The following is a 24591-nucleotide window of genomic DNA, read 5'->3' on the forward strand; positions in this document are numbered from 1 at the left end:
ACGGGACTTCGCCGATCAGGCAGGTCAGTTATGTCAGCCGGCATCAGCCCAGCGCGCAGCGAATCGTCTATCGCGCTGGGACCACGGCAATCGAAAGAGTAGGGGGGCAAGCACGCATGAGTGCGTCCAGCAGCAAGAAGATCATCATTCCCTTGGTTTCGGCCATGTCGTTGCTCGCGCTCTCGGCGCAGGCGCAGGAAGCCAGGCCACCGAGGGACGCCGGCCAATTTCCGGCAGCGCCAGCTCCGGGCTTACCGTCCCAGAACAACCAGAACATGCGCAAGGGCCCGCCGCCGCAGCAGGCGGCCCGGCCTGCGCCGCAGCCCGGCGGCCAGCCCCATGCGGGCCCCGGGGCCGGTCCGCACAATGCGGGCGGCCCGCCGCCCGGACGTAACTACGCCAGGGGGCCCGCACCGGCGCGCGACTGGGGCGGACACGCCTATCGCGGCCACGTCGCCTGGGATGGCGGGCGCTGGCGCCACGAGGTCCACAACGGCCGCTCCGGCTGGTGGTGGGATGTCGGCGGCGTCTGGTACTATTATCCGCAGCGGATGGCCGGTCCGCCCGGCTATATCTCCGAGGAATATTACGACGACGTGCCGGTGGCTTACGCCCCGCCGCCGGTTGCCTACGAACCGCCGCCTCCGCCGCCGCCGGCCGATCCCGGCGCGAGCGCGCTTGGCGGCGCCATCGTCGGCGGCGTGCTCGGCGGTCTGCTCTCGGGCAACGCGACGGGCGCGGCCGCGGGCGCCGTGATCGGCGGCGCCACCGGCGCGATCGCCGGTGCTACGGCTGCCTCGCGTCCCGGCTACTACCTGGCCGAGGGCAATTGCTACTACCGCTATCCGAGCGGCCAGTATGTGCAGGCCGATCCTCGCGCGTGTTACTGAGGGTCCAGGCAGCTCTGAAATGAAGAGGCGGGCGAAAGCCCGCTTCTTTTTTGTCCGGGTTTGTCGTCTTGGCTTGGCGCCGCGGCGGAACGACTGATTGCCGCGCGCCTACGACACCAGCCAGGTCATGAACGCCATGAGGCCCCAGACCAGGCCCGCGATCCAGGCCAGCATCACGATGCCGATGGTCGCAAGAAAGGTGACGCCGAACGCGTCGGACCTTTTTCGCGGTGTGGGGACGTGAGCCTCAGCTGCTGCTTCTCGTGTCATGACCGCAAGACCACCCGTGCCTTCTCCCGTCTTTGGGAGCGCTGAGATGTTCTAGCCGAGACGCCGGGCGCAGGCTGTGACGCAATTCACATCCGTCCGAATGACGCCGAGTCTCACGGGTTCGTGCGGTATGGCGTCGCACGGTCGCCGTGGGGCGCGTTAAAACCGCGGGTGCAGTTTCATATGATGCACAATTTAAGCGTGTTGAAATCGCTCACGACAACGCTGATTATCCGCAATCATACGGACGAAATTGCCATGCACTTGTCCAGATCGGACGGCTAGAATCCGCCCATGTGTAACAAGTACGATCCACAGCACGAAGCCGAGGCGGCAATGAAGCGCGCCGCGGCATCAGAAGGCCCGGACCGGCAGAGACTCATCGAGCTCGCCATTGCCTGGCATCAGCTGGCACGCGACCGGCGCGACGATGAACCGACGGAATAGTCGGATCAAGCCGACGACTGCCGGCCGAATCCTTGAGCCTGCGATCCACCGCAAGCGACGTTACACGCCGCGATCGATTCCTGCCGGTTTCGACCCGTGCTCGTAATCCTGGATGCATGGTCGATCCGCCGAACGGCGATTCTGGTCGCTCCCGCCCGCCAGCGAACGAACGGCGAAGGCCAGCTGATGCTGGCTCGCCGCGACGTTCATAATGGAAGCTTGTGCCGCCTCGAGGTGTTTGGCTATCCCGCTGGAGTTCAAGTCCACGCCCGCATCGATCGCCAGAAACGACATTGCGCCGACGGCAATTCCGGACGCGACAGCCATTCTTGTCCATTCAGATGACGGCATCACAAAACCTTCGACACCTTTTCTGCATGCCGGATAGGTAGGATTCTCTCGCCGCCTGGACAGGTCCGCGCACGCTTTGTTGAAGTGCGCTGGATCTGCAAATCACGCCGCCACGGAGATCGCGGGCCGGGGTGATTTCTGGCTCTCGTCGGCTCGGCTCAGCCCGAACGAAGCCAATCCGCTCGGAGAGTGTTAAGACTGGCGATCCCAGCAGGACTCGAACCTGCAACCCGCGGAGTAGAAATCCGCTACTCTATCCAGTTGAGCTATGGGACCGTCGTGAGGCCGCTCTTGAGCCGGCCTCGGCTACCGTCTGCCGGTCTTCTATCACGCCAAATATGAAAAATCCGCACGTCCGCCAAGCCTGAACCGAACCGTTTTCCTCAATGGCGCGACAAAACGGAACGGTGGGGTGTCAGGGTGCCGGGTTGAGCGGCAGCGGACCGGACGATGGATCACATCGCCGGGAACGCTGAACAGCTTCCGGGACACGGCCGCCGGTCGACCGGCTAGATATTGCTGCGCCATCAGGACGGCGTGCGCGGCGGTATCTTGATCGGTCTCCTCTGGGCCTGCCTTGTCATGGCGAATGCGACGTTTTGCACCTCTGGTTCCATCGCCTTGAGTCCGTCACCTTTCCACGCATTTCATGCGACAAGCGGCGTTCGTCCGCGATTTCCGGGAGTCCATCCATGATCGGTCTTGTTCGCGCCGTCACAATCTGCGCCGCGCTGGCGCTCGGCCTTTCGGCTGCGCAAGCCGCCGACAAGGCTTTCAAACGCGACGATCTCGCCGATTCCGCGATCAAGCTCGAGGCGCAGATCAAGAGCGAGGCGGGACCGGTCGCCAAGACCAACGCGACGCTGCGCACGGATGCTGACGCCGCCTTCCGGCGCAATGATTACCGTGCCGGCCTGTCGGTGCTCGGCCAGATTGCGGCCACGACGCCTGACGATGCCGGCAACTGGCTGCGGCTTGCCAAGGTGATCTTCCAGATCTGGCCGAAGAACTCGACCGAGCAGACGTTCCTGCTGGAGCGCGCCTCGACCGCCGCCTACATCGCCTACCAGCGCGCCGGCAATCCGGGCGAGGAGGCCGACGCGCTCGCCGTGCTCGGCAAGTCGCTGGCTGAACGCAAGCTGTGGCGGCCGGCGCTGGACGCGCTGCGGCTGTCGCTCGACATGCGCGAGGTCGCCGACGTCCGCGGCCAATACGAGAAGATGCGCGACGAGCACGGCTTCCGCCTGCTCGACTATACCGTCGATTCGGATTCGGCCAGTCCGCGCGCCTGCTTCCAGTTCTCGGAGGAGCTCGCCAAGCGCACCGACTTTGCGCCGTTCCTCGCGCTCGCGGGCCAGGACAAGCCGGCGCTGTCGGCCGAAGGCAAGCAGCTCTGCGTCGACGGCCTGAAGCACGGTGAGCGCTACAACATCAACCTGCGCGCCGGCCTGCCGTCCACGGTGAAGGAGGGGCTGCCGAAATCGGCCGAGTTCAACGTCTATGTGCGCGACCGCAAGCCCTTCGTGCGCTTCACCAGCCGCGCCTATGTGCTGCCCAGGACCGGCCAGCGCGGCATTCCCGTGGTCAGCGTCAACACGCCCGCGGTCAACATCAACGTCTTCCGGATCGGCGACCGCAACCTGATCAACACGGTGGTCGACAGCGACTTCCAGAAGACGCTGTCCAAGTATCAGCTCAGCGATCTCGGCGACGAGCGCGGCGTGAAAGTCTGGACCGGCGAGCTCGCGACCGCGATGACGCTGAACCAGGACGTCACCACGGCATTCCCCGTTGACCAGGCACTGGGCGAGCTCCAGCCGGGCGTCTATGTCATGACCGCGGCGGCCAAGGGGCCGGGCTCGGACGACGAGTACCAGCTCGCCACGCAATGGTTCATCGTCTCCGATCTCGGTGTGTCGGCCTATTCCGGCAACGACGGCATCCACGTGTTCATCAACTCGCTGGCCTCGACCGATCCGGTCGGCAAAGCCGAGGTGCGACTGGTCGCGCGCAACAACGAGATCCTGGCCACCCGCAAGACCGACGATTCCGGTCATGTGCTGTTCGAGGCCGGCCTTGCGCGCGGCGAGGGCGGCCTGTCGCCGGCGATGCTGACGGTGACGGGCGAGAAGGCCGACTATGCCTTCTTGAGCCTGAAGACCTCGGCCTTCGACCTCAGTGACCGTGGCGTGGCGGGCCGCGTGGTGCCTGTTGGCGCCGATGCCTTCGTCTATGCCGAGCGCGGCGTCTACCGCTCCAGCGAGACCGTCTATCTCACCGCGCTCTTGCGCGACGGGCAGGGCAATGCCGTCACCGGCGGGCCGATGACCCTGGTGGTCGAGCGCCCTGACGGCGTCGAATACCGCCGCGCCGTACTGTCCGACCAGGGCGCCGGCGGCCGCACGCTGTCCGTGCCGCTCAACTCGGCTGTGCCGACCGGGACCTGGCGAGTGCGTGCCTTCACCGATCCGAAGGGCTCGTCGGTCGGCGAAACCACCTTCATGGTCGAGGACTATGTCCCCGACCGGATCGAATTCGACTTGTCTGCCAAGGACAAGCTGATCAAAGCTAACGCTCCAGTGGAGCTTAAGGCCGACGGTCATTTCCTCTACGGCGCACCCGCCGCGGGTCTCCAGCTCGAAGGCGACATGCTGATCGCGCCCGCTTCGGAACGTCCGGGCTTTGCCGGCTACCAGTTCGGCGTCGCCGACGAGGAGACCACCTCGAACGAGCGCACGCCGCTTGAGAACCTGCCCGAGGCCGACGCCAACGGCGTTGCCACCTTCCCGGTGACGCTGGACAAGCAGCCGGCCTCGACCCGCCCGCAGGAGGCGCAGATCTTCGTCCGCATGGTTGAGACCGGCGGCCGCGCCGTCGAGCGCAAGCTGGTGCTGCCGGTCGCGCCCGCGAGCGCCCTGATCGGCGTCAAGCCGCTGTTCGGCGACAAGAACGTGGCCGAAGGCGACAAGGCCGAGTTCGATGTCGTGTTCGTCTCGCCCGAGGGCAAGGCGTTGCCGCGTGACGGCCTGCGCTACGAGCTCCTGAAGATGGAGTCGCGCTACCAGTGGTATCGCCAGAACAATTACTGGGAGTATGAGCCGGTCAAGTCGACCTCGCGCGTCGCGGACGGCGACCTCACCATCGCCTCCGACAAGCCGTCGCGGGTCTCGCTCAGCCCGCGGCCCGGCCGCTACCGGCTCGACGTCAAGTCGAACGACGCTGACGGCCCGGTGACCTCGGTGCAGTTCGACGTCGGCTGGTATTCCGACGGCAGCGCCGATACGCCGGACCTGCTGGAGACCTCGATCGACAAGCCGCAATATGCCTCCGGCGACACCATGACGGTGTCCGTCAACGTGCGCAGCGCCGGCAAGCTCACCGTCAACGTGCTCGGCGACCGCCTGCTGACGACGCAGACGATCGACGTCAAGGAAGGCACCGCCCAGGTGAAGCTCCCGGTCGGCAAGGACTGGGGCACCGGCGCCTATGTGGTGGCGACGCTGCGCCGTCCGCTCGATGCCGCCGCCCAGCGCATGCCGGGCCGCGCCATCGGCCTGAAATGGTTCGGCATCGACAAGCAGACCCGCACGCTGAGTGTGAAGCTGACGCCGCCGGCGCTGATCCGGCCGAACGCGATGCTGAAGATCCCGGTCAGGCTCGACGGGCTCAATCCGGGCGAGGACGCCAAGATCGTCATCGCCGCGGTCGATGTCGGCATCCTCAACCTCACCAATTACAAGCCGCCGGCGCCCGACGATTACTATCTCGGCCAGCGCCGCCTTTCCGCGGAGATCCGCGATCTCTACGGGCAACTCATCGACGGCATGTCGGGCACGCGCGGCCAGATCAAGTCCGGCGGCGATGCCGGCGCGGCCGAGCTCCAGGGCTCGCCGCCCGCGCAAAAGCCGCTCGCGCTCTATTCCGGCATCGTCACGGTTGGCGCTGACGGCACCGCCGAGGTGAGCTTCGACATTCCGGAGTTCGCCGGCACCGCGCGCGTGATGGCGGTGGCGTGGACCGCGACCAAGCTCGGCCGCGCCAACACCGACGTCGTGATCCGCGATCCCGTCGTGCTGACCACGACCTTGCCGCGCTTTCTGCTCAATGGCGACCACGGCACGGTCAACCTCGAAATCGACAATGTCGAGGGCCAGGCCGGCGACTACGTCATCAACGTGAAGACCAGCGGCCCGGTGAAGATGACCGGCAATCCCGCGACCACGGTCAAGCTCGCCGCCAAGCAGCGCAACGCGTTCTCGCTTGCGCTCGATGCGACCGCGGCGGGACAGGCGACGCTCGACGTCGACATCAAGGGGCCGAACGGGCTTGCACTCGCACGCCACTATGCGTTCGACGTCAAGGCGGCGACGCAGGTGCTGGCGCGGCGTTCGATCCGGACGCTGGCGAAGGGCGAGAGCCTGACGCTGACCTCGGACATGTTCTCCGACCTCGTGCCGGGCACCGGCAGCGTCTCGGTCTCGGCGAGCCTGTCCACGGCGCTCGATGCGGCGACGATCCTGAAAGCGCTCGACCGCTATCCCTATGGCTGCTCGGAGCAGATCACGAGCCGCGCCATGCCGCTGCTCTATGTCAACGAGCTTGCGGCCGGCGCCCACCTCGCCATGGACACCGAGGTCGACCAGCGCATCCGCGACGCGATCGAGCGGCTCCTGGCGCGCCAGGGTTCGAACGGGTCGTTCGGCCTGTGGTCGGCCGGCGGCGACGATGCCTGGCTCGACGCCTACGTGACGGACTTCCTGACCCGGGCCCGCGAGAAGGGCTTTGCGGTGCCGGACGTGCTGTTCAAGAACGCGCTCGACCGCATCCGCAACTCCGTCGTCAACGGCAATGAGCCGGAGAAGGACGGCGGCCGCGATCTCGCCTACGGCCTCTACGTGCTTGCACGCAACGGCGCAGCTCCGATCGGCGATCTGCGCTATCTCGCCGACACCAAGCTGAGCAACCTCGCGACGCCGATCGCGAAGTCGCAGCTTGCGGCCGCGCTCGCGCTGGTCGGCGACCGCAACCGCGCGGAGCGGGTTTATGGTGCGGCGCTCGACAGCCTCGCGCCAAAACCCGTGCTGGAGTTCGGCCGCACCGATTACGGCTCGCAGCTTCGCGATGCGGCGGCGCTTGTCTCGCTTGCCAGCGAAGGCAACGCGCCGAGGGCGACGCTGACGCAGGCGGTGTCGCGAGTCGAGACCGCGCGCGGGCTGACGCCCTACACCTCCACGCAGGAGAACGCGTGGCTGGTGCTGGCGGCGCGGGCGCTCGCCAAGGAGAACCTGTCGATCGAGGTCGACGGCCAGCCGGTCAAGACCGCGCTCTATCGCAGCTACAAGGCGGACACGCTGAGCGGCAAGCCGCTGAAGATCACCAACACCGGCGATGCGCCGGTGCAGGCGGTGGTCTCGGTGTCGGGCTCGCCGGTGACGCCGGAGCCGGCGGCCTCCAACGGCTTCAAGATCGAGCGCAATTACTTCACGCTCGACGGCAAGCCCGCCGACATCAGCAAGGTCAAGCAGAACCAGCGCTTTGCGGTGGTGCTGAAGATCACCGAGGCCAAGCCGGAGTACGGCCACATCATGGTGTCCGACTATCTGCCGGCGGGCCTGGAGATCGACAATCCGAAGCTGGTGTCGTCCGGTGACAGCGGTACGCTGGACTGGATCGAGGACGGCGAGGAGCCGGAGGATACCGAGTTCCGCGACGACCGCTTCACGGCGGCTGTTGACCGGGCCTCCGACTCCAAGTCGGTCTTCACCGTCGCCTATGTTGTCCGCGCCGTTTCGCCGGGTAAATACGTATTGCCGCAGGCTTATGTCGAGGACATGTACAACCCCTCGCGCTACGGGCGGACGGGCACGGGGAATGTCGAGGTACGGGCGGCGAAGTGAGTGGAGCGCAGGTGAGCGAAGCCAACCAAGTGTCTCGTCATTCCGGGATGGTCCGAAGGACCAGACCCGGAATCGCGAGATTCCGGGTTCGGCTCTTCGAGCCGCCCCGGAATGACGGAGAAGGAGGGCGCACCACCATGCGCATCCTTTCCGTCCTCGCCCTCACACTCATCCTCGCCATCACCGCCTTCGTCGGCTGGGTCTACTCCCTCGGCCCGCTCCCGCTCGACGAAGCGCGCCAGGTCTCCACCACCATCGTCGATCGCAACGGCAAGCTGCTGCGGGCCTACGCCATGGCGGACGGCCGCTGGCGGCTTCCGGTCGACGCCAGGACGAACGTCGATCCGATCTATCTCAAGCTGCTGCTCGCTTATGAGGACCAGCGCTTCTATGCCCATGACGGCATCGATCCGCTGGCGCTGGGCCGCGCCGCGTTGCAGCTCGGAACGCGCGGCCAGATCGTGTCCGGCGGCTCGACCATCACCATGCAGCTGGCACGGCTGATGGAGCCGCGGCGGCAGCGCTCGCTCTATGCGAAGCTGCGGCAGATGGTCCGCGCGATCGAGATCGAGCGGACCCTCAGCAAGAGCGAAATCCTCGACCTCTATCTCGCGCTCGCGCCGTATGGCGGCAATCTCGAAGGTATCCGCGCCGCCTCGATCGCCTATCTCGGCAAGGAGCCGAAGCGGCTCTCGCTGGCTGAAGCCGCATTGCTGGTGGCGCTGCCGCAATCGCCGGAGACGCGCCGGCTCGACCGCTATCCCGATGCGGCGCTCAAGGCCCGCGACCGCGTGCTCGACCGCATGGTCGAGGAGCACGTGGTCAGCCTCGATGACGCAAAGCAGGCCAAGGCCGTGCCGGTGCCGAAGCTGCGCAAGCCGATGCCGGTCCTGGCGCCGCATGCGTCCGACACCGCGCTTGCGACGGTCAAGGATACGCCCGTCATCAAGCTGACGCTGGACGCCAATCTCCAGAAGGTGCTGGAGCCGCTGGCCCGCGACCGCGCGGTTGCGCTCGGTGCGAACATCTCGGTCGGCATCATCGTGGTCGACAACGAGAGCGGCGACGTGCTCGCGCGCGTCGGCTCGGCTGATTATTTCGACGAGAGCCGGGCAGGGCAGGTCGACATGACGCGCGCCATCCGCTCGCCAGGTTCGACGCTCAAGCCCTTCATCTACGGCCTCGCCTTCGAGGACGGCTTCGTCCATCCCGACAGCCTGATCGACGACCGGCCTGTCCGCTTCGGCTCTTACGCGCCGGAAAATTTCGACATGACGTTCCAGGGCACCGTGCCGGTGAAGAAGGCGCTGCAATTGTCGCTGAATGTGCCGGCGATCGTGCTGCTCGACCGCGTCGGCGCGAGCCGGCTGGCGTCGCGGCTGCGGCAGGCCGGCGGCAATCTCATCCTGCCCAAGGACGAAGCGCCAGGGCTTGCCATGGGGCTCGGCGGCGTCGGCGTGACGCTTCAGGACCTTGCGCAGCTCTATGCCGGGTTTGCCCGCCTTGGAACCACCAAGCCGCTGCGCGAGGTCGTGGCTGCCAAAGACGACCGCGAGCCGCTGCGGCTGCTCGATCAGGTCGCGGCCTGGCAGGTCGGCAACGTGCTGCTGGGTACGCCACCGCCGGAAAACGCCGCCCACAACCGGATCGCCTTCAAGACCGGCACATCCTACGGCTATCGCGACGCTTGGTCGGTCGGCTTCGATGGCCGCATGACCATCGGCGTCTGGGTCGGTCGGCCCGATGGAGCGCCGGTTCCCGGCCTGATCGGCCGTGTCGCCGCCGCGCCCATCCTGTTCGACGCCTTCGCCCGGACCGGTAAGACGCTGGCCCCGATGCCGAAGCCGCCCAAGGGAACCCTGGTCGCCAGCAACGCCAAGCTGCCGCTGCCCTTGAAACGGTTCCGCCCGGTCGGGGAACTGGTGCGGACCGGCAGCGAGCAGGCGCTGCACATCCAGTTCCCGCTGAACGGCTCGCGGATCGACGTCGATCGGTCGGGTGGCTCCGAGGCCGCAGCCATGCCGGTTAAGGTCGCCGGCGGCGTTCTGCCCATGACCGTCATGGTTAATGGCACTGCGCTCGGCGAGATCGACGGGCGCCGCCAGCGCCTGATTGATCCGCCCGGTCCGGGCTTTGCGCGGCTCACTGTGATCGATGCCACTGGCGCCGCGGACACAGTTGTCATTCGAATTCAATGACCCGGCCTTAAGCGGTTGTCGGAATGACGGTTTCAGCGTAAGCGGAACCAATGGCCGAGACCTACCCAAGCCCCCGTTTTGGAGCCCCCCGCGAGCCGAAATCGCCCGTCAATCCGGGTAGCCGGCTGGTGTCGATGCTCGATGTCGTCACGGCTAGCCACGCCCGCGCGGTGGCCTTTCTGGTGCTGTGCGCGCTGCTGCTGTTCCTGCCGGGCTTCTTCACAATCCCGCCTGTCGACCGCGACGAGGCGCGCTTTGCGCAGGCCACCAAGCAGATGGTCGAGAGCGGCGACTATGTCGACATCCGCTTCCAGGAGGACGTCCGCTACAAGAAGCCGGTCGGCATCTACTGGCTGCAATCCGCGGCGGTTGAAACCGCCGCGGCGCTCAAGCTGCCGAAGGCCGAGTTGCGGATCTGGGTCTACCGGCTGCCGTCGCTGCTAGGGGCGATCGGCGCCGTGCTCATGACCTATTGGGCTGCGCTCGGCTTCGTCACGCGGCGCGGTGCGGTGCTCGCAGCGCTCTTGATGTGCGCCTCGGTGCTGCTCGGCGTCGAGGCGCGGCTCGCCAAGACCGATGCGATGCTGCTGTTCTGCGTCACCGCCGCGATGGGCGCGATGGCGCGGGCCTATCTGTCCTGGCAGCGCGCCGAGGACGAGACACATCCGCCCTGGAGCTGGCCCGCGATCTTCTGGACCGCGCTCGCCGTCGGGATCCTGATCAAGGGGCCGCTGATCCTGATGTTCGCCGGCCTGACCATCGTCGCACTGGCGATCCAGGACCGCGATGCCTCCTGGCTGTGGAAGCTGCGCCCGCTCTGGGGCTTGATGTGGATGCTGGTGCTGGTGCTGCCCTGGTTCGTCGCGATCTTCTGGCGCGCGGGCGATGCCTTCTTCGCGGACTCCGTCGGCGGCGACATGCTGAGCAAGATCGGCGCGCAGGAATCCCATGGCGCGCCGCCCGGACTGTACCTCGCGCTGTTCTGGATCACCTTCTGGCCGGGCGCACCGCTCGCGGCGATGGCGGCGCCTGCGGTGTGGCGGGCGCGGCGTGAGCCCGGTGCGCAATTTTTGCTGGCCTGGCTGGTCCCGTCCTGGATCGTGTTCGAGGCGGTGCTGACCAAGCTGCCGCATTACGTGCTGCCGCTGTACCCGGCGATCGCGATCCTGACCGTGGGCGCGCTGGAGCGGCGCGTGCTGTCGCGCTCCTGGCTGATGCGCGGCTCGGCCTGGTGGTTCGCGATCCCCGCGGCCGCCTCGATCATCGCGGTGGTCGGCGCCGTGATGCTGACGCGGCAGCCGGCTTTCGTGGCCTGGCCGTTCATCGCGGCGTCGCTGATCTTCGGCCTGTTCGCCTGGTGGCTGTTCGACACCAACCACGCCGAGCGCTCGGTGCTGAACGCGCTGGTCGCAGCCTTGATGCTTGCGGTCGTGGTCTACGGCATCGTGCTGCCGTCGCTGACGCCGGTGTTTCCGAGCATCGAGGTCGCGCGTGCTCTGCGCAACGTCACCTGCGTCGGACCGAAGGCGGCCGCCGCCGGCTATCACGAGCCGAGCCTCGTGTTCCTGACGGGCACCCAGACGCTGCTCACCGACGGCTCGGGCGCGGCGGACTTCCTGCGGCAGGGCAGCTGCCGCTTCGCGCTGATCGAGCAGCGCTCGGAGCGCAGCTTCGTGCAGCGCGCCGAGGCGATCGGGCTGCGCTACAAGGTCGGCGCCCGCATCGACGGCTACAATTTCTCGCAAGGGCGCGCGATCTCGATCTCGATCTTCCGCTCGGAAGGCACCGAATAGGATGCCGGCCTCGACCAACATCGCGCCGCGGCCGAGCTATCCCGCGCAGTTTCTGACCGTGACGGGGCGTGCGCTGGCGCAGCTCGTGCGTTCGCCCTCGCATTCGCGCCGCGCCGAGGCCGCGCGAAAGCTGGCGCGCCATTCGCTATGGCTCAGCGCAGCGGGCGCGGCCCTGGTCATCGCGCTGATGCTGGCGTTCGACCTGACTGAGATCCAGTTGATGCCGGCGCGCGGCACGCCCAGCCTGTGGCCGATCCGCATCCTGACCGATTTCGGCAAGGACGAGTATGTGCTCTCGGCGCTGGCCGTCGCCCTCGTGGCCGTGGCGCTCGTTGCGGCCGGCCTTTACGGCACCCGCCGCGCGCTGCTGCTCGGCCTCGGTACGCGGCTCCAGTTCCTGTTTCTATCCGTTGCATTCTCGGTGTTGATCGCCGAGATCCTGAAATATCTCATTGGCCGCGGACGTCCGTTCGTCGGCGGCAAGGCCGACCCGTTCAACTTCATCCCGTTCGAGGGCAGCGGGGCCTATGCCAGCCTGCCATCCGGCCATGCGGTGACGGCGTTCGCGCTCGCTTTCGCGGTGTCCGCACTCTGGCCGCGGCTGCGCGTCTTCATGTTCACTTACGCAATCGTGATCCTGCTGACGCGCCTGGTGCTGCTCGCGCATCATCCGAGCGACGTCGTGGCCGGCGCCCTGGTCGGCATGGTCGGCGCCATGGCGGTCCGCTACTGGTTCGCGGCCCGTAGGCTCGGCTTCGCCATCCGCGCCGATGGCAGCATCTTGGCCATCCCAGGACCGGTCGGCGGCCGCCTCAAAAGGGTTGCCCGCGGGGCCTCCGCCCCATAAAAGCGGCTGCCTGCCGGGGCCGCCGGTTCCCCGAGGCGCAGGCCAATTCCAACCACGAGCCTCATTTGTCGACGTCCCAGCCTTCGGTTTCCATCGTCGTTCCCGTGCGCAACGAAGCCGACAACATCGCGCCCCTGATCGAGGAGATCACCGCGGCGCTCGACAGCCGCTGGGATTACGAGATCATCTACGTCAATGACGGTTCGACCGATACGACCGGCGAGCGGCTCAAGGCCATCATGGCGCAGCGGGGCAATCTGCGTCAGCTCCGACATGCAAAATCCGGTGGCCAGTCCGCTGCCGTGCGCAGCGGCGTGCGTGCCGCGCGCGGCGCGATCGTGGCCACGCTCGACGGCGACGGCCAGAACAATCCGGCGTTCCTGCCGGACCTGATCGCGGCGGTCGAGAAGGGCGCCCATGTCGGGCTCGCCGCGGGCCAGCGCGTCGGACGCAAGGACACGGGCTTCAAGAAATTCCAGTCGCGCGTGGCGAACAAGGTCCGCAACGGCATCCTGAAGGACGGCACGCGCGACACCGGCTGCGGCCTGAAAGCATTCCGGCGCGAGGTCTTCCTGGCGATGCCCTATTTCGACGGGCTGCACCGTTTCCTGCCGGCACTGGTGCGGCGTGAAGGCTACGAGATCGCCTATGTCGACGTGATCGACCGGCCGCGCCGCTCCGGCGTGTCAAATTACGGTTTCTTCGACCGGCTATGGATCGGCATCATGGATCTGGCCGGCGTGTGGTGGCTGATCCGACGCAAGAAGCCGACGCCCGACGTGACCGAGGTGACACCTCATGACTAGCCTTCTCAACTATCTGCACGACGTCTTCGTCGTGAAATTCGACGCCTGGGTGATCCTGGGCTTCGTGGCGCAGGCGTTCTTCACCATGCGCTTCGTGGTGCAGTGGATCGCGTCCGAACGTGCGCGCAAGAGCGTCATGCCGGTCGCGTTCTGGTTCTTCTCGGTCGGCGGCGGTGCGCTGCTCCTGGTCTACGCGCTCTATCGCAAGGATCCCGTGTTCATCGCGGGCCAGGCGCTTGGCCTCGTTGTCTACCTCCGCAACGTCTATTTCATCATCATCAACGGCAAGCAGGTCTCGAGCGAATAGCTCGCTCTTGCGTGCCTCATCGGCATGAACAAGTTACAAGCTGTCCTGTTCACATCTGTCCTTCTGGCCGGCCTGCTGTTACTTGGGCTCGGCCTGTTCGAGCTCGGCAGCACCGTCGCGTTCCTTGTGCGGGCCGAGCAGACCGAAGCGCGCTTCGTGGGTGCCGTCGCGCGGACCGGCGGGAATCATGGCGGAACGTTTCTCTATCCGTCGTTTCAATTCACGACGATCGACGGGCGCTCGGTGACGTTCACGTCCTCGTCGGGCTCGACCGCTCAGCCTTATTCAGACCGCGAGCAGGTCAAGATAGCCTACGATCCACGGCGGCCCGAGGATGCGCGGCTGCTGTCGTTCCTGACGCTGTGGATCGCTCCGGTCCTGCTTTGCGGCGCGGGCCTGCTGCTGGCGGGCGGCGCGGTTCTTGTTCGCGCCGGGCTAGCGCGGCAACGCCGAGGCCGCGCCTGAGGCGGGCAGGGCGACTGTCTCGGTCTCGGTCCTGCGATACGGCTCGCCCGCGGCATCCAGCACGGGATAGGCGACCGAGCAGATGTGCGAATGGATGCGGCGCAGATCGCGCAGCACGTCGAGGTGCAGCGAGGTGGTCTCGATGGTCTCGGGGCGGCCCTCGCGCAGGCGGTCGAGATGGCGCTCGACGGCGGCAAGCTCGGTGTTCTTCAGCGTGGTCTTCTCCACCAGCAGCTTGCGCGCTTCATTCGCATCGCCCGACATGAACACGCCGAAGGCGATCCGCAGCGATTCCATCGTGCGCTTGTGGAAGGCGGCGAGCTCGTCGGAGCCCTCGGCCGAGAACTGGAAGCGGCGCTTGATCTTCTTGGTCGCAAGCTCGCTCAGGCTCTTGTCGATGATGTCGCCGATGTGTTCGAGGTTGATGGCGAAGGAGATGATCTCCATCGCGCGCCGCCCCTCGCTCTCGTCGAGGCTGCCCCGCATCAGTTTCGTCACGTACAGCTTGATGGCTTCATCCAGGCCGTCGACGACATTGTCCATCTTCGAGACCTGGTCGACCAGGGCACGGTCGCCCGTCATCATCGCGGCCATGACCTTGCGCAGCATCACCTCGACGAAGTCGCCCATCCGCAGCGTTTCGCGGGCGGCGTCGGCGAGCGCCAGCGACGGCGTCTCCAGCGCGGTCTCGTCCAGATAGCGCGGGCGGGCCGGATCGGTGTCCTGGATGCGGTCGGGCAGGAGGCGGGTCAGCAGGCGCGACATGGTGTCGAGCAGGCCGATGAAGATGATGGCGGTGCCGACATTGAAGGCGATGTGGAAGGCGGCCGTCATCCTGGCGAGATCCGGCTGCCAGGCGTGCATGTGCTCCGCGATCGCGCTCAGGAATGGCAGCACCAGTGCAATCCCGATCACGCGATTGACGAGATTGCCGACCGGCAGGCGGTAGCTCGCGGGATCGTCGCGCCTGGCCCCTTCGAACACGGGGTTGATGGCGCTGCCGAGATTGGCGCCGAGCACCAGAGCCAGGGCCGCGTAGGGCGTGATGAACTGCGAATAGGCCAGCGACATGATCAGCAGCACGCTGGCGACGCTCGAATGCACCGCCCAGGTGACGAGCGCCGCGATGACGATGCACAGGATGGGATCACCCGTGATCGCCGACATCACGACGCGCACGCCGGGTGCGTTCTCGGCCGGCGCCAGCGTGTCGAGCAGGATGTGCAGCGACAGCAGCATCAATCCGAGACCGATGCAGACGCGGCCGACGTCCTTGATCCGCGAGCGCGGTCCGGAGCGGAAGGCGACGAGCCCGAGGACGAACAGCACGGGCGCGACGGCAGCAATGTTGAACGACAGCACCTGCACGATCAGCGTCGTGCCGACATTGGCCCCCAGCATGATGGCAAGCGCTGCGGCGAGGCTGACGAGGCCCTCGGCGGTGAACGAACTGGTGATCAGGGCTGTCGCGGTGCTGCTCTGGAGCAGCGCGGTGAGCCCGAGGCCGGCGGCGAACGCGCTGACGCGGTTGCCGAGCGCCTTGCCGAGCAGGCGGCGGAGGTCCGGGCCGAAGGCGCGCAGGATCCCGCTGTGGACCATGTGCAGTCCCCACAGCAACAGCGCCACGCCGCCCATCAGATCGAGCAGAACCAACGTTCCCATGCTCCGTGTCCGGATTGGAGTCGATTGGTGAAGCTAGCGCCAAATGTCTGGGGATCAAACCATTTGTTGGCGCGTCGGCGTTAACGTTTGCGGCGGCTGCGCGTTCCCGCGGCGCGCGTTGGCGCGTCCGCAGGCGCGATGCCTTTTGAGCAGGCTCACATTGCTGCCTTGAGGGCAGCGAAGCCGCGATCGAGATCCGCTTTGAGGTCGTCGGTGCTTTCGAGCCCGATATGCAGACGCAGGGTAGGGCCGCCCGGCGCCCACTTGGTCGCGGTGCGATAGCCGTCGCAGTCGAAGGGAATCGCAAGACTTTCGAAGCCGCCCCAGGAGAAGCCCATGCCGAACAGATTGAGCGTGTTGAGCATGGTGTCGACGGCCTTCTGCGGGGCCGGCTTCAGCACGATGCTGAACAGGCCCGAGGCGCCGGTGAAGTCGCGCTTCCAGATCGCATGGCCCGGATCGGTCTCGAGCCCGGGATGCAGCACGCGCGCGACCTCGGGACGGCTTGCGAGCCAGCGCGCCATGTCGAGGCCGGAACGATGATGCTGCGCCAATCGCACCGATAGCGTGCGCAGGCCGCGCAGCGCCAGGAAGACGTCGTCGGGGCCGGCGCAGACGCCGAGCAGGCGGATGCCCTCGGCGATCTGCGGCCAGGCTTTTGCGTTGGCCGAGATGGTGCCGAACATGATGTCGGAATGGCCGCCGATATATTTGGTCGCCGCCTGCATGCTGATGTCGACGCCCTGCTCGAGCGAGCGATGATAGAGCGGGGTGGCCCAGGTGTTGTCGTCGACGACGAGCGCATCGCGCGCATGCGCGACCTCGGCGATGGCGCGGATGTCGGGCATCTCGAACGATTGCGAGCCCGGCGCCTCTACCAGCACCGCACGCGTGTTGGGCTTGAACAGCTTGTCGATGCCGGCGCCGATCAGCGGATCGAAATAGGTGGTCTCGACGCCGTAGCGGGCGAGCATGCCGTTGCAGAAATTGCGCGAAGGCCGATAGACATTGTCGCAGACCAGAATGTGGTCGCCGGTCTTCAGCACCGAGAGCAGGGTGGTGGAGATCGCCGACAGCCCGGATGGCACGATGCCGACGCCGGCGCATTGCGGCCCCTCCAGCGCCATCAGCGTGTCCTGGAACGCCCTGGTCGTCGGGGTGCCGTGGCGGCCATAGGTGAACTCGCCGCGATGGGCATGCAGGTCCTCGGCGGTCGGATAGAGCACGGTCGAGCCGTGGAACACCGGCGGATTGACAAACCCCTTCTGCGCCTTGGTGTCGCGGCCGGAGGTGACCAGCCGGGTCTCGGCCTGCTGCTGGGAGGGGTGCGAGGAATCCATGCGCCTGCTTTCAAAACTGCGTTTCCGCCGGGCGCGATGCGCCCCGCTGGCCGGCCGAAAGGCCGCTGTCGTTAATAACAGAACACAGAAGAGTCCCGTCAACCCCTTGACCCGGCTCGCCAGTCGTTCTGTGATGCGTAGGTGCTATTCAGTCGCCGCATGTTGAGGGGCCTGCCGCGACCTTCGATCCATCGTCTGACCGGACCTTGCGCCACAGCCATAATGGCGGGCGCCTGCGGCGGGGATTAAGGTATGGCCTCCCGAGATCGGCGAGTGTTCGGCAAGGTTTTCCAGCATGACTCTTGCAAGGCTCACCCTGGCAGAGACGATCCTGAGACAACATTCCTGACCTTGAGACGACCCTTGAAAGGCCTTCCCCCCATGAAACGCGTAACCCTGGCTCTCACTCTTGCTCTCGCCGCCGGCCTGACTGCCCAAGCCGCCGATGCGCAAACGCTCAAGACCGTCAAGGACCGGGGCACGCTGTCCTGCGGCGTCAGCCAGGGCCTGCCGGGCTTCTCCGCGCCCGACGACAAGGGCAACTGGACCGGGCTCGACGTCGACGTCTGCCGTGCGATCGCGGCCGCCATCTTCAACGATCCGACCAAGGTCAAGTTCGTGCCGACCTCGGCCAAGGACCGTTTCACGGCGCTGCAATCCGGCGAAATCGACGTACTCTCGCGCAACACCACCTGGACCATCTCGCGCGACACCTCGCTGGGCGCCAACTTCACCGGCGTGACCTATTATGACGGGCAGGGCTTCATGGTGAAGAAGTCGCTCAAGGTGAATTCCGCCCTCGAGCTCAACAGCGCCTCGGTCTGCGTGCAGACCGGCACCACCACCGAGCAGAATCTGGCCGACTACTTCAAGGCCAACAACATGAAGTACGAGGTGATCGCGTTCGGCACCAACGACGAGACGGTCAAGGCCTATGAGGCCGGCCGCTGCGACGTGTTCACCACCGACCAGTCGGGCCTCTATGCCAACCGCCTCAAGCTCGCCAATCCCAATGACCACATGGTGCTGCCCGAAATCATCTCGAAGGAGCCGCTCGGCCCGATGGTGCGCCACGGCGACGACCAGTGGTTCGACATCGTGAAATGGACGCTGTTTGCCCTCGTCACCACCGAGGAGCTCGGGGTGACCTCGAAGAACGTCGACGAGAAGGCGAAACTCGAAAGCCCTGAGCTGAAGCGCGTGCTCGGCAGCGACGGCAATTTCGGCGAACAGCTCGGCCTGACGAAAGACTGGGTGGTGCGGATCGTGAAGGCGGTCGGCAATTACGGCGAGGTGTTTGATCGCAACGTCGGCGCGGGCTCGCCGCTCGCCATCAATCGCGGCCTCAACAATCTCTGGAACAAGGGCGGTCTCCAGTACGCGCCGCCGATCCGCTGATCCCGCTTGAGCGGCACGCGGCGATGAGCACCGAGGCTCGAAAACCGCCGGCCCAGATCGCGCTGAAGATCAGGCGCATTCTGGGCGGCAAGGCAGGCTGGAACGGCGTCGCCGTCCAGTTTGCCTTCGCGGCGATCCTGGGCTGGATCGGTTATGAGATCGTCTCCAACGCCCGCGCCAACCTCGAAAACCAGCACATTGCCGCCGGCTTCGGCTTCCTCAGGAACAATGCCGGCTTCGACGTCAACCAGACCCTGATCTCCTACACTGGCTCGGACACGTTCCTGCGCGTGTTCATCGTCGGGCTTCTGAACACGCTCGTGGTCTCGGTGGTGGGCATCTTTTTCGCCACCGTGATCGGCTTTATCGTCGCGCTGTGCCGGCTGTCGCCCAACTGGCTGCTGTCGCGCATCGGCGAGCTCTATGTCGAGATCATCCGCAACCTGCCGCTGCTGTTCCAGATCCTGTTCTGGTACCTGGCGGTGCTCGCGGCGCTGCCAAATCCGCGGCAGAGCATTTCGCTGCTCGGCATCGCCTTCGTCAGCAATCGGGGCCTCGTCATTCCCCGTCCGATCGGCGAGAGCGGGTTCGAGCCGTTCCTGGCGATGCTGGTCCTCGGCATCGTCGCATCGCTGGCGTTGCGCTTCCATGCGCGGCGCGCGCTGTTCCAGCGCGGGCAGGTGATCCGCATCTGGCCTTATGTGCTGGGCCTGCTGTTCGGGCTGCCGCTGGTCACGATGCTGGTGTTCGGTCTGCCCTTCACCTTCGAGCTGCCGCAGCTCAAGGGCTTCAATTTTGCCGGCGGGTCGCGGATCATCCCGGAGTTCGTGGCGCTGACGGTCGCCTTGTCGACATATACCGCCGCCTTCATCGCCGAGATCGTGCGCGCCGGAATCCTGTCCGTGCACAAGGGACAGATGGAGGCGGGGTCCTCGCTGGGCTTGAGCCGCGGCACAACGCTCCGGCTGATCGTCGTGCCACAGGCGATGCGCGTCATCGTGCCGCCGCTGACCAACCAGTATCTCAACCTCACCAAGAACTCCTCGCTGGCGGTCGCCATCGGCTATCCCGACCTAGTGTCGGTGTTCGCCGGCACCTCGCTGAGCCAGACTGGACAGGCGATCGAGATCATCGCCATGACGATGGGCGTCTATCTCTTGATCTCGCTCGTCACCAGCGCCGTCATGAGCGTCTACGGTTGGCGCGTCAGCCGGAGTCTGGGCGCATGACCGACATCACCTCGTCCAGCTTCGTTCGCCAGGACCTGCTCACCGAGCGTCCCGCGCCGGTGAAGACCACGGGCTTCGTCGGCCTGATGCGTACGCGCCTGTTCAACTCGCCGACCAACATTCTGCTCACGATCGTGGGCGCCCTGCTGCTCTGGTTCACCATCATTCCCTCAGTCAGGTTCCTGATGGTCGATGCGGTCTGGGCCGGCAAGGATCGCACGGCCTGCCTGGCCGAGAATGCCGGATTTGCGGTCGGCGCCTGCTGGCCCTACATCCAGGCCAAGCTGCCGCAACTGATCTACGGCTTCTATCCCGAGGCCGAGCGCTGGCGGGTCAACCTCACGCTCATCCTGGCGGCGGTCCTGCTGGTGCCGCTGCTCGTTCCGCGCCTGCCGTCGAAAGGGCTGAACGCCGGCCTGTTCTTCTTCGCCTTTCCGGTGGTCGCATTCTTCCTGCTGCGCGGCGGCGGCATCACCGGCTTTGGCCTGAGCTGGACGGCCGGCCTCCTGCAATTGTTCAACGACAGCATCATCGGGGCAGGGCAGGCCCTGCTCAATCTCAGCAAGACGTCGGCCATCGCCCCATTGCTGTGGGTCGTTGGCAACCTCGTCGTGCTTGTCGGCACGGCGATCTACTGGCTGATCTTTCCGCTGACCTGGCTGCGCGATCAGCTCCAGGGAACGGGCCAGTCGGTCTGGGTCGATTTCGCCATCACCGCGGTGATCGTCTCCCTGATCGCCTTCCTTCTCGGCGGTGGTGTGCGCGCCGGCTGGCGTGCGCTCGCATCGAGCATTGCCACCTTCGTCGCCATCGCCATCGTGATCAAGCTGATGGGGCTCGATCATGGCGGGCTGCCGGTCGTGGAGACGAGCCTGTGGGGCGGCCTGCTGGTGACGCTGGTGGTGTCCGTCACCGGCATCGTCACCTCGCTGCCGATCGGCATCGCGCTGGCGCTGGGCCGCCGCTCCACCATTCCGCTGATCCGGATCTTCTCGATCGCCTTCATCGAGTTCTGGCGCGGCGTGCCGCTGATCACCGTGCTGTTCTTCGCGACCTACATGCTGCCTCTGTTCCTGCCCGGCAATTTCACCGTTGACGGTCTGGTGCGTGCGCTGATCGGCATCGCGCTGTTCACGGGCGCCTATCAGGCCGAGAACGTTCGCGGCGGGCTTGCTGCTATCCCGCGCGGGCAGGGCGAGGCCGCGGCCGCCCTGGGGCTGTCCTGGTGGAAGACGACCTCGCTGATCGTGCTGCCGCAGGCGCTGCGCCACGTCATTCCGAACCTCGTCAACAGCTTCATCTCGCTGTTCAAGGACACTTCGCTGGTCTCGATCGTGGCGCTGTTCGACCTCCTGGGCTCGCTCAGGGCCTCGTTCTCGGATCCGAAATGGTCGACGCCGTCCACGGCGTTCACGGGTTTCGCGTTCGCGGGGATCATCTATTTTCTGTTCTGCTTCGGAATGTCACGCTACTCGCTGTTCGTCGAGCACCGCCTCAACGCCCACCGCCGCAACTGATCGAGGCCACCATGTCCGACCCCATCGTCAAGATTTCCGGCCTGAACAAATGGTACGGCGAATTTCACGTCCTGCGCGACATCGACCTCGAGGTGAAGAAGGGCGAGCGCATCGTAATCTGCGGGCCCTCGGGCTCCGGCAAGTCCACGCTGATCCGCTGCATCAACGCACTGGAGGAATTCCAGGAGGGCGAGATCGTCGTCGACGGCATCGCGCTCGGGCCGAACCTCAAGCATGTCGACGCGGTGCGCCGCGAGGTCGGCATGGTGTTCCAGAGCTTTAACCTGTTCCCGCATCTGACGGTTCTGGACAATTGCACGCTGGCGCCGATCTGGGTCCGCAACATCCCCAAGAGGGATGCCGAGGCAACCGCGATGAAATTCCTGGAGCGGGTCAAGATCCCGCACCAGGCCAACAAGTTTCCGGGCCAGATGTCCGGTGGCCAGCAGCAGCGCGTCGCGATCGCGCGCGCGCTGACGATGAACCCGAAGGTGATGCTGTTCGACGAGCCGACCTCGGCGCTCGACCCCGAGATGGTCAAGGAGGTCCTCGACACCATGGTTGACCTCGCCGGGGAGGGCATGACCATGCTGGTCGTGACCCACGAGATGGGATTCGCCCGCGAGGTCGCCAACCGCGTCGTGTTCATGGACGCCGGCCAGATCATCGAGGCCAATACCCCGAACGAGTTCTTTGCCGCCCCCCAGCACGCCCGCACGAAACTGTTCCTGAGCCAGATTCTGCGGTGAGCGCCTGAAAATCCGGCGGCCTCGCTGCTCCAACCGACCCACCAGCTTCGCACCATGCGAATCAGCTTGCCTCTTTTCGGACCATCCTCCGGAGAGAGACCTTGCAGAGCAGTGTCGGCGCGCGCGCATACCAGAATGCGCGATTGGAAAAGAAGCTGAGGAAGCAGGCGGACGCCGTCATGTCCTTCGCGATCGAGGCACTTGGGCAGGGCAGATTTGACGAAGTCGAGATCCTTTGCCGCGAGATCCTGAAGGAGGTTCCGGATCACTTCCACGCCACGCACCTGCTCGGCCTGCGCGCGTTCGACGGCGGGTGGCTCGAGGACGCGCAATTCCTGCTTGAGCGCGCCGTTGCACTCGATCCGCGTTCGCCCGATGCCCATGGCAATCTCGGGGCCGTGTATTTCGCGCTCGAGAGGTTCAAGGATGCCCGCGCATGCCAGGAGAAGGCGATTGCGCTGAAGCCGAATTGTCCGATCACCCTGACCAATCTCGGCAATACGCTGCTGCACCTCGGCCTCGCCAAGGAGGCGATCGAACTGCACGAGCGCGCCATCAGGCTGAAGCCGAACTATGCCGATGCATTTTGCAACCGCGGGATGGCGGAACTGATGATCGGCCAGTTTGAGCGCGCCGGGGTGGACTTCGATCGCGCCCTGTCGTTTCAGCCGCGTCACGCCGAAGCGATCGCCGGCAAGGCCATGGTGAGCCTCGAGCTCCGGCACTTCGAGGCGGCGGAGGCCGCCTTCGAAGCTTCGCTCGCGCTCAAGCCGGGCTCACCGCGGATTCTGGTGCAGCGCGGACGGCTCCATTTGACCCTGTACCGGCTGGAGCAGGCGGCCGCGGATTTCGATGCAGCGCTGGCGCAATCGCCACGGAACGAGCTCGCGCTGTGCTGGAGGGCGCAGGTCGACATTATGGTGAGGAACACGGCGGGGGCGATGGCGGGCGTCAAGACCCTGCTTGAGGTCAATCCGCAATCCGAGGCGGGCATGTCGCTCCTGGCCTCTTGCTATGCGAACCAGGGAGACATCGCGACGGCGCTCGAATATCTCGATGCGGCGCTGGCGATCGCGCCGGACTTTCCGGAGGCCATCGGATACAAGATTTTCGTGCTGGATTACCTGCCGGAGGCCGATTTCGTGGTCCAGCAGGCGGCACGAAAATATTGGTGGGATCAGATCGGCGCCAAGCTTCCGCAAAGGACCCTGTCGCCGCGCGATCTCGATCCGGACAGACGGATCGTGATCGGATATGTCGCGTCGGAATTCAGGCAGCATTCGGCGGCGTACACCCTGTTGCCGGTGATGCGCCATCACGATCACGCCAAGTTCAAGATCGTCTGCTATTCCTGCTGGCCGTTGCAGGATGGGATGACCGAGAAGTTCAAGGCTTGCGCAGACGTCTGGGTCGAGGCCGCGCAGTTTTCGGACGATGAACTGGCCGATCGTATCCAGGCCGACGGGATCGATATTCTGATCGATGTGTCCGGACATACGACCGGCAGCAGGCTCCATGTTTTCTCGCGGAAGCCGGCCCCCATCCAGGTCACGGGCTTCGGGCACGCAACAGGCACGGGCCTTCAGACGATGGACTACGTGCTCGCGGATCCGATCTTCATTCCGCAGTCGGCGCGCCACCTGCTGGCCGAAAAGGTCTATGACCTGCCGAGCCTGATCACGATCGATCCCATCCTGGACGTGCCACCTTCGGAGCTTCCCATGCTCCGCAACGGCTATGTGACCTTCGGTGTGTTCAACCGCATCTTGAAGATCTCGGACGAGGCCATCCGGGTGTGGTCGAAGGTGATGCGTGAGGTGGCGGGATCGAAGATCATCATCAAGAACGGGCTGCTCGACGATCCGATGCTGCGCGACGGTCTGATCGCGCGGTTCGTGGCACAGGGCATCGCCGAGGAGAACGTCATCTGCATGGGCTCGACCTCGCGCCGCGAGCATTTGCGGGCCTTTGCCAATGTCGACATTTCGCTCGACACCTTCCCGCAAAACGGTGGCATCAGCACCTGGGAATCCCTCTATGCGGGCGTCCCGGTCGTCGCCAAGCTCGGTAATGGCTCCTCGTCGCGCGCCGGCGGCTCCATCGTGGCGGCCGTCGGTCTCGGCGACTGGGTTGCCGATGACGACGAGGGCTATGCCGCGATCGCGTGCAAATTTGCCGCGCAGCCTGCCCATCTGGCGAAGCTGCGCGCGGATCTGCCGGCGCAGATCGCCAATTCACCCGCCGGCAACGTCGAGATCTACACGCGTGAGGTCGAGGCGGGATATCGCAAGTTCTGGCGCGACTATTGTGCCGAGGCCTCGGAAACATGCGACGTTGCGTAGGCACGTCCGCCGCGCCGGACCGCGACGTCCGAGGCCTGAGATGATCGACATCAGCTTTGGATGGTGCATGCCCGAGGCTGGTC

Annotated in this window: 18 protein-coding genes and 1 tRNA gene; 14 read left to right on the plus strand and 5 right to left on the minus strand. The window is 65.8% G+C overall.

The annotated features are described in order from the left end of the window. The first annotated feature begins 116 nt into the window (after positions 1 to 116). Entirely contained in the window at positions 117 to 890 is a 774-nt protein-coding gene (locus tag ACE10W_RS19530; protein ID WP_028171348.1) for a hypothetical protein, read from the plus strand. Between the two features lie 108 nt (positions 891 to 998). Here the strand turns inward: ACE10W_RS19530 and ACE10W_RS19535 are convergent, their stop codons facing one another. Further along, the gene (locus ACE10W_RS19535) at positions 999 to 1160 is read right to left on the minus strand and encodes a hypothetical protein (RefSeq protein WP_011087208.1); all 162 of its coding nucleotides are present in this window, start codon (positions 1158 to 1160) and stop codon (positions 999 to 1001) included. Between the two features lie 294 nt (positions 1161 to 1454). Between ACE10W_RS19535 and ACE10W_RS19540 the strand changes: the two genes are divergently transcribed. Further along, the gene (locus tag ACE10W_RS19540) at positions 1455 to 1607 is read left to right on the plus strand and encodes a hypothetical protein (RefSeq protein ID WP_165448158.1); all 153 of its coding nucleotides are present in this window, start codon (positions 1455 to 1457) and stop codon (positions 1605 to 1607) included. 60 nt (positions 1608 to 1667) lie between these two features. Here ACE10W_RS19540 and ACE10W_RS19545 read toward each other — a convergent pair whose 3' ends face one another. Together ACE10W_RS19545 and ACE10W_RS19550 are read right to left on the minus strand one after the other, a co-directional pair. Next, positions 1668 to 1934 (minus strand): hypothetical protein, encoded by a 267-nt coding sequence (locus ACE10W_RS19545; RefSeq protein ID WP_271557487.1) that lies wholly within the window; start codon positions 1932 to 1934, stop codon positions 1668 to 1670. Between the two features lie 223 nt (positions 1935 to 2157). Next, positions 2158 to 2234, minus strand: a tRNA-Arg gene (locus tag ACE10W_RS19550). A gap of 416 nt (positions 2235 to 2650) precedes the next feature. On the opposite strand from ACE10W_RS19550, the gene ACE10W_RS19555 reads away from it, so the two are divergent. The 7 genes from ACE10W_RS19555 to ACE10W_RS19585 all read left to right on the plus strand — a co-directional run bounded on the left by ACE10W_RS19555 (position 2651) and on the right by ACE10W_RS19585 (position 14271). Further along, positions 2651 to 7855, plus strand: coding sequence for an alpha-2-macroglobulin (locus tag ACE10W_RS19555; protein WP_271557488.1), 5205 nt, complete (start codon positions 2651 to 2653; stop codon positions 7853 to 7855). Between the two features lie 137 nt (positions 7856 to 7992). Then, positions 7993 to 10053 carry a penicillin-binding protein 1C gene (gene pbpC, locus ACE10W_RS19560; RefSeq protein WP_271557489.1) on the plus strand — a complete coding sequence of 687 codons (2061 nt, stop codon included), beginning with the start codon at positions 7993 to 7995 and terminating at the stop codon, positions 10051 to 10053. A 50-nt stretch (positions 10054 to 10103) separates the two neighbouring features. Next, complete coding sequence (locus ACE10W_RS19565; RefSeq protein WP_028174101.1) at positions 10104 to 11846, plus strand: glycosyltransferase family 39 protein; 1743 nt, start codon at positions 10104 to 10106, stop codon at positions 11844 to 11846. Position 11847: 1 nt separating this feature from the next. Continuing rightward, positions 11848 to 12693, plus strand: a complete 846-nt coding sequence (locus ACE10W_RS19570; RefSeq protein ID WP_271557492.1) for a phosphatase PAP2 family protein — start codon at positions 11848 to 11850, stop codon at positions 12691 to 12693. Between the two features lie 65 nt (positions 12694 to 12758). After that, entirely contained in the window at positions 12759 to 13499 is a 741-nt protein-coding gene (locus tag ACE10W_RS19575) for a glycosyltransferase family 2 protein (RefSeq protein ID WP_028174100.1), read from the plus strand. Next, complete coding sequence (locus ACE10W_RS19580; RefSeq protein ID WP_011087215.1) at positions 13492 to 13806, plus strand: lipid-A-disaccharide synthase N-terminal domain-containing protein; 315 nt, start codon at positions 13492 to 13494, stop codon at positions 13804 to 13806. Before ACE10W_RS19575 ends, ACE10W_RS19580 begins: the two co-directional genes overlap by 8 nt. 24 nt (positions 13807 to 13830) lie before the next feature. Further along, a complete protein-coding gene (locus ACE10W_RS19585) occupies positions 13831 to 14271 on the plus strand; it encodes a DUF3592 domain-containing protein (protein ID WP_271557495.1) in 441 nt (146 codons plus the stop codon). Here the strand turns inward: ACE10W_RS19585 and ACE10W_RS19590 are convergent. Together ACE10W_RS19590 and metC are read right to left on the minus strand one after the other, a co-directional pair. Beyond that, entirely contained in the window at positions 14242 to 15933 is a 1692-nt protein-coding gene (locus ACE10W_RS19590; RefSeq protein WP_271557496.1) for a Na/Pi cotransporter family protein, read from the minus strand. The two genes, ACE10W_RS19585 and ACE10W_RS19590, sit on opposite strands and share 30 nt — an antisense overlap. A gap of 155 nt (positions 15934 to 16088) precedes the next feature. Then, positions 16089 to 17273, minus strand: a complete 1185-nt coding sequence (gene metC / locus ACE10W_RS19595) for a cystathionine beta-lyase (protein ID WP_271557498.1) — start codon at positions 17271 to 17273, stop codon at positions 16089 to 16091. A gap of 381 nt (positions 17274 to 17654) precedes the next feature. Between metC and ACE10W_RS19600 the strand changes: the two genes are divergently transcribed. From ACE10W_RS19600 to ACE10W_RS19620, 5 genes are all read left to right on the plus strand, one after another. After that, entirely contained in the window at positions 17655 to 18671 is a 1017-nt protein-coding gene (locus ACE10W_RS19600) for an amino acid ABC transporter substrate-binding protein (RefSeq protein WP_011087218.1), read from the plus strand. Between the two features lie 23 nt (positions 18672 to 18694). Beyond that, entirely contained in the window at positions 18695 to 19900 is a 1206-nt protein-coding gene (locus ACE10W_RS19605; protein ID WP_060912270.1) for an amino acid ABC transporter permease, read from the plus strand. Next, positions 19897 to 21417 carry an amino acid ABC transporter permease gene (locus ACE10W_RS19610; protein WP_271557501.1) on the plus strand — a complete coding sequence of 507 codons (1521 nt, stop codon included), beginning with the start codon at positions 19897 to 19899 and terminating at the stop codon, positions 21415 to 21417. Before ACE10W_RS19605 ends, ACE10W_RS19610 begins: the two co-directional genes overlap by 4 nt. An 11-nt stretch (positions 21418 to 21428) precedes the next feature. Continuing rightward, positions 21429 to 22166 (plus strand): amino acid ABC transporter ATP-binding protein, encoded by a 738-nt coding sequence (locus tag ACE10W_RS19615; protein WP_028174094.1) that lies wholly within the window; start codon positions 21429 to 21431, stop codon positions 22164 to 22166. Positions 22167 to 22267: 101 nt separating this feature from the next. Further along, complete coding sequence (locus tag ACE10W_RS19620) at positions 22268 to 24508, plus strand: tetratricopeptide repeat protein (protein WP_271557504.1); 2241 nt, start codon at positions 22268 to 22270, stop codon at positions 24506 to 24508. The last annotated feature ends 83 nt before the right edge of the window (positions 24509 to 24591 follow it).

Source organism: Bradyrhizobium sp. B025 (assembly GCF_042257955.1).
GTDB classification, from domain to species: Bacteria; Pseudomonadota; Alphaproteobacteria; order Rhizobiales; family Xanthobacteraceae; genus Bradyrhizobium; species Bradyrhizobium diazoefficiens.